Raw genomic sequence first — 9986 nt, 5'->3', positions numbered from 1 at the left:
GGGGAGGTGGCTGCGGTGGCGGAGGCTGTGGGGGCTGAATCCTGGAGCGAGGAACAGCAGGCGCTGTGGCGGCGGATCCGCGCGCATGTGTTGGATGATCCGGATGCACCCTTGTGCTTCAGCCGTCGCTTGGCACGCGACAATCACTGGTCAACCATGTTCGCGGAGGGCGTGATTGAGGAATACCGTCGTTTCGTGCTCCTCGCCATGGTCGCGGGACACCCGGTGACCCCCTCCGATCAAGTGGATCAGGCGTGGCACCTGCATTTGCTCTACACGCGCGACTATTGGGGCGCGTTCACAGCGCTGCTGCCGCGCCCGCTGCACCATGGCCCGACGCGGGGCGGCGCTGCCGAGGGCCGCAAGTACGCGGATTGGTACTCCAAGACGCTCCACAGCTATTGGCGTGTCTTCGGCGAGCATCCATCGATGGATATCTGGCCACCCTTAGTTGAGCGCTTCGGCCGGGATCTGCACTGGCTCCGGATCAATGGTGACGACTATTGGCTGGTGCCGCGTCCGCGCCGGCTGTGGACGTTGGTTCGGCGCCTGCTTTCCTGATCCTCTCAAGCAGCGCGCGCGTGCTCTCGACGCATGTTGCCCTCAGGTGAGAGCCAGGATGGTCTTGTTGATGCAACCCGCCCTGAGGCTTCGTCACTCGGTCTTCCCGCGCTTTCGTGATGCCGCTCAGGCGACGCGGTTGCGGTCCTTCCCCGTCAGGAACGCCTCGATGTTGGCCGTGATCTCCTCCACCACGCGCTGGCGCGCCTCGCGGCTGGCCCAGGCGATATGCGGGGTGACGATCAGGTTGGGGATGTCCGGCGCCAGGAGCGGGTTACCCCCGCGCGGCGGCTCGGTGCTCAGCACGTCGATCCCGGCACCGCCGAGGGTGCCGCGGCGCAGGGCCTCGGCCAATGCCTGTTCGTCGACGATGCCGCCGCGGGCGGTGTTGATGAGCAGTGCGTCGCGGCGCATCAGGTCCAGTTCGCGGGCGCCGATGAGGCCGCAGAGGGTCAGCACATCGACCTGCGGCAGCAACGCCTCCAGCGGTAGCCGGCCCTCACGCGGCGGGCCACCGGGGCGCTGAGCGATCAGCACCCGCAGGCCGAAGGCCTCGGCTACCCGAGCGACCGCCTGGCCCAGTTCGCCAAAGCCGACGATGCCCAGGGTGCGCCCGGCGAGCTCGCGAATCGGATAGTCCATCAGGCAGAAGCGGTCATGGCGCTGCCAGGCGCCCGAGGAGACCGCGCGTTGGTACTCCGGCAGGCGGGTGGTGAGGGCGAGGATCAGGGCGAAGACGTGCTGCACCACCGCCGGGGTGGCATAGCGCGCCACATTGGCCACGGCGATGCCCAACTCACGGGCCGCCTCCAGATCGACGTTGTTGGTGCCGGTGGCGGCGATGCAGACCAGGCGCAGCTCGCTGGCGGCGGCCAGGGTTTGGCGATCCAACGCCACCTTGTTGGTCACCACGATCTGGGCGTTGCGGAGGCGCTCGCGCGTATCGGCAGCCTCGGTGTAGGCATGGCGCTGCCAGTGGCCGCAGACCCGATCCAGGCAGGACAGGTCGAGGTCACCTTGGTCGATCGTGGCCAGGTCCAGCAGGACGCCGTTCAGGGTGCTCATGACGGGGCTTGCAACAGTGGCTGGGCGCTGCATGATAGTGGGCCGGGCAGGGAGCCGTCACCGGGGGCGTCATTGGTCGCGGATCCGCTGCCGCCCGCATCGCGCTCGCCCGTCGAGGGTCATCCCGCACCATTGTCCATCGGGATCGAGGGCATGCTCGGTGTGCCCGCCACGCCAACTGGCGCCACCCAAGGATTGGGGAGGGCGATAGGAGACATAGGCAGGGAAGGGGATGCGCGCCGGGGTGATCTGTGCTGGCGTCGGCTCCGGCGGCGTGGTGCAGCCGCTGAGCAGGAGGAAGCCTAAGGCGAGCAGCGATCGAGCGCGGTTGATCATGCCATTAGCCTCACGAGTGTGAAGCGATGAGCCTACGCTGCTGCCTGGCCTGGTGCCGTCTGAAACGGTTAATCGAGCGGGTCAGGGTTTTTCCGAGACAACGGTAAAGACCGCGTTTACCGTTCTTCGTCGCCGGTGCCCCCGAAGCATGCTTGGATAGGCGTTTCTGCCAACCCTCCACGGCGGATGCGCGCACGACGATGCCCAGCCTCATGACCCGCTACCGAGCCGCCTGGGCCGCCTTTCGCACGGCCGACGTCGAGTCGCCGTCAAGCGGCCCTTCTGCAGCGGCAGCGCCCCCCGATCTTGACCACGCGCCGGAGATCCCTCGCTATCCGCCCTTCCTCAAAGGCTTGCCCGTCGCCAGCACAGCCCAGATCCTCGCGACCCAGCGAGCACTCATCGTCAGCCTTCAGGATGCCCTGGCCTTCAGCGATGAGGACTACCGCACCCTGGTCCTCCCGCTGATCGAGCGCTACGCCGCCTTCGTCCACCTGCTGCCCGCCTCCGAAACTCATCACCATCGCGGCGCGGGCGGGCTCTTCCGGCATGGACTCGAGGTCGCCTTCCAGGCCGCCCGCGCCAGTCGCGGACGTCTCTTCGCCCTCGACCGTCTGCCCGAGGAGCGGCGGATCCTCGAGCCACGCTGGCACCTGGCCGCCTGCATCGCCGGACTGCTGCACGATGTGGGCAAGCCGGTCGCCGATCTCGCGGTGGTCGACCGGAACGGGTCGTACCGATGGCAACCGCTCGACGAGCCGCTGGCAGAGTGGGCGGGCACGCACGGCATCGACCGCTACTTCCTGCGCTGGAACAGCCAACGCGTCCATCACGGCCATGAACTCTTCACCGCCGCCGTGCTGCCGCAGCTCATGACCCGGCCGGTGCGCCACTGGCTGATGGACCCCGATCCCCTGGTCTGGCTCACCCTGGGCCGGGTGCTGGCCGGGATGGACGACCAAGCGCTGCTCGGCGAGCTGATGCGCGAGGCCGATCGGGTCAGCGTCACCCAGGATCTGCGCGAGAACCGCCTCGACCCGGACGCGCTCTCGCTCGGGGTGCCGATCGAGCGCTATCTGATCGACACCATGCGCTCGCTGCTACGCGACGGGACCTGGACGGTCAACACGCCCGGGGCGCGGGTGTGGATCTTTCCGCCCAATCGGGTTCACCTGGTCTGGCCCGCCTGCGCCGAGGCCATCGTTCAGCGGCTCGTCAGTGAACGCATCCCAGGCATTCCGCGCGATCCGGATACGCTGGCGGACATCCTGATCGAGCGTCATCTGGCGCGGGCACGACCGCTGGGGGAGGGCGTGCCCGCAGCGCGCTACTGGCGTTTGGCTCCGGCACTGCTAGCCCGCGAGCAGCCCGTTGAGCTGAGTTTCCTGCGTCTGGCGAGCCCTGAGCTGCTGTTCTCGGGGGTGGTGCCGCCGGCTACGTTGTTGGTCACGACGGTTCCTGAGTCTGGCTCGGCGCCCGTCATTGTGGAAGACACGGGCGTCGTGCCGAAGGCGACGGCGGGTTCGACTTCGGGCCTTGCGATCGAGCCCGGTCATGAAAATGTCCAGGGAATCGCTGACAGGATCGGCAACGCCCCACCGGCCGAGCCCTCCGAGCGGGATCAGGCCCGCGATTGGCTACGCCAACAGGGGCCAGCCGGAGACGTTCTGATCGCCTTGGCCCAGGCACTGGCGGAGGATCGACTGACAGCCGATGCCTGCCCGAGCCTGATTCAGGGCAAGGTCTTTCTGCCCTACCCGCAGGGGCTTGCCGGGTGGGATGCAGCACCCGGAGAGATCCTTGAGACCTTCGTCGCCCGCGACTGGATCGAGCATGACCCACTGCGCCCCATGCTCAAGGTCCGCGAGCATGACGGGGTCTCCGGGGTGTGGCTGAGGCGCACGGTCTCGCGCCGGTTGGTCGCTTTGGGGTTGGGCGCCGACTCGGCCACATCGCGTCCGCCGGAGACCATCCAGCCCCAGTCGGTGCCAACCGAGGCAACCGTCGGTGATGATCCATCGAATCGGACCAGTGCGAAAGGCCCCCCCGCGACCACCGCGACCAAGTACGCGCAGACCATCCGCCAACGCCTCCTAGCACGCGATCCGACCCTCGGCCCCATCAGCGAGCGTCCCGGTGCACTCTCAATCCCGCTGCGCGGCCCCCTCCTCGACGGCGCCCGCCGTGCCGGCGTCTCGGAGACCGCCCTGCGCCGTGCCCTGGAGCGGTTGCCGAATGCACGTCCGGTCGAGAAGGGCATCCTGACCCTTGGCCTATAACCCGCCCTGGCGGCCCAACTTCGAGCTGGCGGCACTTTCAAGCTGGCTGGGTGTGGGGCTGCTTGCGGCCTGTCTGCACGGTCAGTGGGCGCTGCATCAACGCCCCTTTCAACTGCTGGCCGTGCTTGCGATCCTGATGGGCTTGCGCTGGCTGCCCGCCGCGCTGCGTCACAGCCAGCGTCGGGCACGCCTTGGCGGACAGCCGCTGAGCTTTCTGGATCCCGAGCGGCTTCGCGCATACTGCCTACGCCGTCCCGCCGATCTCTGGCTTGGCTGGGGCTTCGACTGGAACGCCGAGCATGCCCAACTCGCCCTCGACCTGATCCGCGTCGGTCCCGAGCGCATCGTGCCGGCCCATCCCGAGCTGGGCGCGCACTGGCTGCACGGACTCGCTGCACGTGAGGCGCCAGTCTGGCTGCCGGTCGCGCACAGCGCCGGCCATCTGCTGATCGTCGGCACCACCGGGTCGGGCAAGACCCGGTTGCTCGAGCTGTTGGTCGCCCAGGCGGTGCAGCGCGGCGAGGCGGTGGTCATCCTCGATCCCAAGGGCGATCAGGAGCTGCAGGCCTCCGCCCGGCGCGCCTGCGTGCGCTGCGGCGAGCCCCAGCGCTTCGTCAGCTTCCATCCCGCCTTTCCGGACCGCAGTCACCGCATCGATCCCCTCTACAGCTTCAATCGCGCGACCGAGATCGCCAGCCGCATCGCTGCCATCATGCCGAGCGTGAGTGGCAACGACCCCTTCAAGAGCTTCGCCCAGATGGCGCTCTCGCACGTTATCGGCGGACTGCTGGCCGCCGGTGAGCGGCCCAATCTGGTCACGCTGCGCCGCTACCTCGAAGGCGGCGTCGAGGCGCTGGTGGTCCGGGTACTCACGCGCTACTTCGACGAGCAGACACCGGGCTGGGAGGGCAGGGCGGCGCGCTACATCGGCAAGGCGCACGACACCATGGCCAAAGCGCGCGGCCTGGTGCGCGTCTACCAAGAGATCCGCACCCAGCACCCCTCCACCGTCATCGACGGGCTGGTCTCGCTCTTCGAGCACGACCGGGTGCATTTCTCCAAGATGGTCGCGAGCCTGCTGCCGGTGCTCAACATGCTCACCGCCGGCGCGCTCGGGCCGCTGCTCTCGCCCGACAGCGACGATCCCGAGGATCCGCGTCCGATCACCGCCATGGCCCGCATCGTCGAGCGTGTCCAGGTCGCCTACATCGGGCTGGACGCGCTCTCCGACGGCATGGTCGGGGCGGCCATTGGCTCGATTCTGATCGCCGATCTGGCCGCCGTTGCCGGCGACCGCTACAACTACAGCGTTCAGCATCGCCCGGTGAACGTCTTCGTCGACGAGGCCGCCGAGATCGTCAATGATCCCCTGATCCAGCTGCTGAACAAGGGAAGGGGCGCCGGACTGCGCCTGACCATCGCCACCCAGACCTTCGCCGACTTCGCCGCCCGCACCGGCAGCGCGGCCAAGGCGCGTCAGGTGCTCGGCAACCTCAACACCCTGATCGCCCTGCGCGTGCTCGACAGCGAGACCCAGGAGTACGTCACCGCCAGTCTGCCGAAGGCCCGCCTCAAGACACTGACCCGCACCCAGGGCACCTCCACCCAGCGCAATCCCCTGCAGCACTCGGGCAACGTCGGTGAGCAGCTCAAGGAAGAGGTGAGCGAGCTGTTCCAGCCGGCGCTCTTGGGGATGCTGCCCAATCTGCACTACATCGCGCGTCTTGCCGGTGGGCGCATCGTCAAAGGGCGACTGCCGATCCTGCGCGAGCCAGCCGGAGTCGACGCGGCCCAGGCAAGACGGCGTCAGGGGAGGGCGCCAGAGGGCGCCCAACCGGATGCGCAGGTCCGCTGACCATGCCGGATCCGGAGCCTGGCGATGCGCGGAGCCCTGTCGGTGCGGGTGGCATCGCCGTGCTGCTCCTGCTGCTGGTCGGTCTGATCGGGATCGCGTGGTGGGTGCCAACGGGGTGGCTGGAGCAGGTCGGGACGTTGGAGCGGGCCTGGTCTCGACAGGCGCTCGGTGAGCGGAGCGCCGTGGCGGTCTTGGATTTGGCGCGACGCTGGTACACGATGCAAACGGACCAGAAGGACGCGTTGATCAAGGGCCAGTCGATGAGCGCCGACCCTCAAGTATCCGTCCTGATCGATGGGGTCGATCCGGACTGGCTCGCCGACCGCTCGAATGCAGTCCGCCTGCTAGTCGAGCTGGCCTGTCTGCGCGCCGCACTGCTCACGGCCTGGGCGCCGGCGCTCGGACTGCTGCTCGTCGCTGGCGTGCTTGAGGGCCACTGGCGCTGGCGGATCCGTCAATTGGGCTTCGACTACCCGAGCCCGGTTGCCCGCCAGGCGAGTCAGACCGGTCTAACGCTGGTGGTTGGGCTCCTGTTGCCGGTCCTATTGCTCCCGCTTCCCCTGCACCCCTTCGTCATTCCCCTCCTGACCCTGATCGCCGTGCGCCTGATCGGCACCGGCATCACGCATCTGCCCAAACAGCTGTGAGTCCGCCGGATTGTCGTGCATGCGATTCCGCTCCCCCGTTCTGGGCGTCATCCGTGCTGGCTTTATCTCTCGCGAATGACGGCGGTGACTCTTGCACGCGGTAAGGAGTCAGTCGAGAGTCTGGGACGAGCGGCAAGTCACGACCCATCACGGACACTGAGCGCCGACTGCTTCGACGGCTGGAATCGACTGGAAACCGGACGCTAGAGCATCGTCGGATCCGGTCCGGATTAGCTAGCAGCATCAAGATCCTACCGAACCAAATGCGTCTGATAGCAGGTCAGATTCTCTGCCAATCATTCTGCCGTTGCGCTGACGAACGCCTGGATCTCAGCGGAGGTGATTGTGCCGACTCAGTGATATAATACTTAGTGTGATATAGCATCGGAGTGAAAGAGCACGTGAGGATCTTCAAGAACGCTTGGTTCGAGCGCTTCGCGCGCAAGCAGAAGATCCGGGACGGGATGTTACGTGAAGCCGTCGTGCGAGCGGAGCAGGGTCTGATCGATGCTGATCTCGGCGGCGGAGTCATCAAGCAGCGTTTGGCGCGCCCTGGGCAAGGCCGATCAGGAGGCTACCGGACGCTGATCTTGTACCGTCAGGCGCATCGCGCCTTCTTCGTCTACGGGTTCGCCAAGAGCCAGCAGGCCAATATCAGCGACGAGGAAGAAACAGCATTCAAGAACGCGGCGCGGCACGTCCTTGAGTTGACGGACGAGCAGCTCTCTGCACTGATCCAGAATGGGCAATTCTCGGAGGTTGAACAGGATGGCTAGACAGTATCGTAGCGACGCGATGGCTTCGATTCACGAGACCATGGAGGCCCTCCAAGAGGTAGGTGCCATCGACAAGCAGACAATGCGCGAATTCGATGACGCTTGTCTGACGCCAGTCGAGCCCCTCTCTCCTGAGGCCATTCGCGCTCTGCGTGAGCGCGAGCATCTTTCTCAGCCAGTTTTTGCCCGTTACCTCAATGTAAGCAAGAACTTGGTCTCGGACTGGGAGCGAGGCGTCAAGCGCCCGGGCGGGCCAGCACTTCGGCTTCTGACCGTCATCGAGAAGAAGGGGATTCAGGCAATCGCCTGAACGCCCGGTTCAGTCGAAAGGAAGCACGAGGCGCTGGTCCCTTGCTGATCAGCTCGGAGAAACGGAAGACAAGTAGGACCTAAGTCTTGGCGGTCAGGGTCGTAACAGGGGAATGGCCTCCAGATCGGTCGGCCGCAGACGGACTCTAACGTGAACTGAAAAGGCCACTGCGGTCGCTCGCTGGCGTTGGCCGAATGTCAGCAATTGGGACGATCCGGAAAGTCAGGCGATCTGTGCTGCCCGATCGAGTGCAAGTGGACCGTTCCGATCAGCAGCGCACTCGCGCATCGGGGTCAGTCTCGCATCGGGGTCAGCTCGCATCGGGGTCAACTCGCATCGGGGTCAGTTCTCGCATCGTTGCAATCCGTCCCGCACGGCGCGTCTCACAGTTGGCATATGGAAACCGACGAAAGCATGCGAGCCGTTCTTGGGGCGTCCGACGATCTCAAGCCGCCTCACGCGGGATGACCTCGCGCTCGATCGCCGCGCGCGAATCCAACTCCGCGCGGCGCAGATCGAAGCTGGATTGTAGGTTCAGCCAGGACTGTGCATCACCGCCGAAATAGCGCGCCAGGCGCAGCGCCGTATCAGGCGAGATGGCGCGGCGCTCTTTGACGATCTCATGCAGTCGCGTCGCCGGCACGCGGAGCGCTACGGCCAGGGCGTTCACGCTCATGCCCAAGGGGGCGAGAAAGTCTTCGCGCAAAATTTCACCCGGATGCACCGGGCGCATACCATTGGTGGGTGTCATAGTTGGGCTCCTCAGTGATAGTCCACGATCTCGACATCGAACGCATCGCCGTCTCGCCACACAAAGCACAGCCGCCACTGCGCGTTGATGCGGATGCTGTGCTGTCCCGCGCGATCGCCGCTCAGCGCTTCCAGACGATTCCCAGGCGGGCTGCGAAGGAAGTCGAGCGTCACCGCCGCGTGCAGTTGGGCGAGCTTGCGCTCAGCGACCGGCTGGAACGCGCGGAACGGGCGCGGCGACTGGCCGGCAAACAGCTTGGCGGTGGCTTTGCAGCGAAACGATTTGATCATTGGGTATAGGATGTTACGTGCAACGTAATACATCAAGCAGTTTGCGCGTTGCTTGATCGCCTCAAGGATGTCCGCTTCTGGAGACCTACCCGCCACTGGTGACCCACGGACCGCTGACCGACAAGGGGGACGAGCCGGAAAATTAGGCGATCTGCACTGCCCGACAGCACATGCGCGAGCCTTCCCCTGTCACGCCCCATGAACCGAGCACACGGCGGGAGCGATATCGGCATCCGCCGCGCCTCGATCGTCGATCACAACGGGCTCACCTCAGGGGCGCTCCGCTCGGATATCGACCCCAAGACGATAAGCCTCACCGGGCGCAATGGACACCCGATCCGGACCGGCATTGGTGGTTTCCACGCAGAGCATCTGCAGATACTCGAGGTCCCCGAAATCCCCCATGGCGGCGGCCTGCTCGACCCAGGGGTTCCACACCACCGCGCTGTGACTGCCATTGGATCTGATCCTGATCGCCCGCTCAAAGACAGGGTCCTCTAACAGCAGTTCCTGACCCGGCTCGAGGTAGATGCGATCCAGCGGCCCTGACACCGTCAATGGTCCGCGCTGGACCTTCTTGACACCCCCGTCCAATTTGTCGAGGTAGGTGACACCGTCAAGGCCGACGACCCACGGCGAAACCGTTCTACCGCAGATTGACTCGCCGTAGTGGGATTTACCTTCGATTCTGTACAGGCCCCAGCGTTTGACTCAAACTGCGCGCCAGGATTGGTTGGCGAGGCAGCGCGACGGCTCTCCAGGATCTCATGGGGTAAGCAAATATCTTCCAAAACAAATACTTGATTGATATTTTTGGCGTACACGAAAGTCAAAAATAGGGCTGAGCGCAAAATTATAACCTACTGATTTTTAAATATTTACACGCATTGAAAAAGCACATCAAACGGTAACTCTTTGAAAGCTGGATGGGCGTTGGCAGTTTCGGCCCTGGCTCCAGCGCAAGTAGCCGCACAACCCGCCCGGCAACATATTGATATAAAAAGAAACACCGCCCCATGAAATACCGGAGAGCCAGCGCGACGCACGTGCATGACATCATCCTGCGCTCGGTCGCAGGCCCGCTTCGTCGATCCGCGCCCAGGCACGCCTGACCCA

General features: G+C 65.3%; 11 protein-coding genes. 6 read left to right on the top strand and 5 right to left on the bottom strand.

Annotated elements, in window-relative coordinates; all coding sequences use genetic code 11:
• Window positions 1-561: glycine-rich domain-containing protein (locus CKO23_RS22735; RefSeq protein ID WP_207168664.1), on the top strand; the 561-nt coding region annotated here is incomplete at its 5' end.
• A 126-nt stretch (window positions 562-687) separates the two neighbouring features.
• Here CKO23_RS22735 and CKO23_RS22730 read toward each other — a convergent pair.
• Together CKO23_RS22730 and CKO23_RS22725 are read right to left on the bottom strand one after the other, a co-directional pair.
• Window positions 688-1626: a 2-hydroxyacid dehydrogenase gene (locus CKO23_RS22730; RefSeq protein WP_200335469.1), complete on the bottom strand. Its 939-nt coding sequence runs from the start codon at window positions 1624-1626 to the stop codon at window positions 688-690.
• A 69-nt stretch (window positions 1627-1695) separates the two neighbouring features.
• On the bottom strand, window positions 1696-1962 hold the full coding sequence (locus tag CKO23_RS22725) for a hypothetical protein (protein WP_200335467.1): 267 nt from the start codon (window positions 1960-1962) through the stop codon (window positions 1696-1698).
• A gap of 212 nt (window positions 1963-2174) precedes the next feature.
• Between CKO23_RS22725 and mobH the strand changes: the two genes are divergently transcribed.
• The 5 genes from mobH (at window position 2175) to CKO23_RS22700 (ending at window position 7829) form a co-directional block, all read left to right on the top strand.
• Window positions 2175-4241 carry a MobH family relaxase gene (gene mobH, locus CKO23_RS22720; protein WP_242482674.1) on the top strand — a complete coding sequence of 689 codons (2067 nt, stop codon included), beginning with the start codon at window positions 2175-2177 and terminating at the stop codon, window positions 4239-4241.
• Window positions 4231-6096 carry a conjugative transfer system coupling protein TraD gene (gene traD, locus CKO23_RS22715; RefSeq protein ID WP_200335457.1) on the top strand — a complete coding sequence of 622 codons (1866 nt, stop codon included), beginning with the start codon at window positions 4231-4233 and terminating at the stop codon, window positions 6094-6096. Before mobH ends, traD begins: the two co-directional genes overlap by 11 nt.
• Window positions 6097-6098: 2 nt before the next feature.
• Window positions 6099-6743 (top strand): DUF4400 domain-containing protein, encoded by a 645-nt coding sequence (locus CKO23_RS22710; RefSeq protein WP_200335456.1) that lies wholly within the window; start codon window positions 6099-6101, stop codon window positions 6741-6743.
• A 401-nt stretch (window positions 6744-7144) separates the two neighbouring features.
• Window positions 7145-7519 (top strand): type II toxin-antitoxin system RelE/ParE family toxin, encoded by a 375-nt coding sequence (locus CKO23_RS22705; protein WP_200335454.1) that lies wholly within the window; start codon window positions 7145-7147, stop codon window positions 7517-7519.
• Window positions 7512-7829: a helix-turn-helix domain-containing protein gene (locus CKO23_RS22700; RefSeq protein ID WP_007042694.1), complete on the top strand. Its 318-nt coding sequence runs from the start codon at window positions 7512-7514 to the stop codon at window positions 7827-7829. Before CKO23_RS22705 ends, CKO23_RS22700 begins: the two co-directional genes overlap by 8 nt.
• Before the next feature lie 445 nt (window positions 7830-8274).
• On the opposite strand, the gene CKO23_RS22695 is transcribed toward CKO23_RS22700, so the two are convergent.
• The 3 genes from CKO23_RS22695 to CKO23_RS22685 form a co-directional block, all read right to left on the bottom strand.
• Window positions 8275-8562, bottom strand: a complete 288-nt coding sequence (locus tag CKO23_RS22695; RefSeq protein ID WP_440870592.1) for a HigA family addiction module antitoxin — start codon at window positions 8560-8562, stop codon at window positions 8275-8277.
• A gap of 29 nt (window positions 8563-8591) precedes the next feature.
• The gene (locus tag CKO23_RS22690) at window positions 8592-8870 is read right to left on the bottom strand and encodes a type II toxin-antitoxin system RelE/ParE family toxin (RefSeq protein WP_200335443.1); all 279 of its coding nucleotides are present in this window, start codon (window positions 8868-8870) and stop codon (window positions 8592-8594) included.
• Between the two features lie 270 nt (window positions 8871-9140).
• On the bottom strand, window positions 9141-9422 hold the full coding sequence (locus tag CKO23_RS22685) for an aldose epimerase family protein (RefSeq protein ID WP_346014671.1): 282 nt from the start codon (window positions 9420-9422) through the stop codon (window positions 9141-9143).
• Window positions 9423-9986 lie beyond the last annotated feature (564 nt).

Origin of the sequence: Thiocystis violacea (assembly GCF_016583565.1) — a bacterium.
GTDB classification, from domain to species: Bacteria; Pseudomonadota; Gammaproteobacteria; order Chromatiales; family Chromatiaceae; genus Thiorhodococcus; species Thiorhodococcus violaceus_A.
The sequence above is the reverse complement of the archived record's forward strand: the minus strand, read 5'-3'. Positions and strand labels throughout refer to the sequence as shown.

Coding starts and splice junctions, on each gene's coding strand:
- CKO23_RS22730 (WP_200335469.1), bottom strand. CDS start 1,626: ATGAGCACCCTGAACGGCGTCCTGCTGGACCTGGCCACGATCGACCAA.
- CKO23_RS22725 (WP_200335467.1), bottom strand. CDS start 1,962: ATGATCAACCGCGCTCGATCGCTGCTCGCCTTAGGCTTCCTCCTGCTC.
- mobH (WP_242482674.1), top strand. CDS start 2,175: ATGACCCGCTACCGAGCCGCCTGGGCCGCCTTTCGCACGGCCGACGTC.
- CKO23_RS22710 (WP_200335456.1), top strand. CDS start 6,099: ATGCCGGATCCGGAGCCTGGCGATGCGCGGAGCCCTGTCGGTGCGGGT.
- CKO23_RS22700 (WP_007042694.1), top strand. CDS start 7,512: ATGGCTAGACAGTATCGTAGCGACGCGATGGCTTCGATTCACGAGACC.
- CKO23_RS22695 (WP_440870592.1), bottom strand. CDS start 8,562: ATGCGCCCGGTGCATCCGGGTGAAATTTTGCGCGAAGACTTTCTCGCC.
- CKO23_RS22690 (WP_200335443.1), bottom strand. CDS start 8,870: ATGATCAAATCGTTTCGCTGCAAAGCCACCGCCAAGCTGTTTGCCGGC.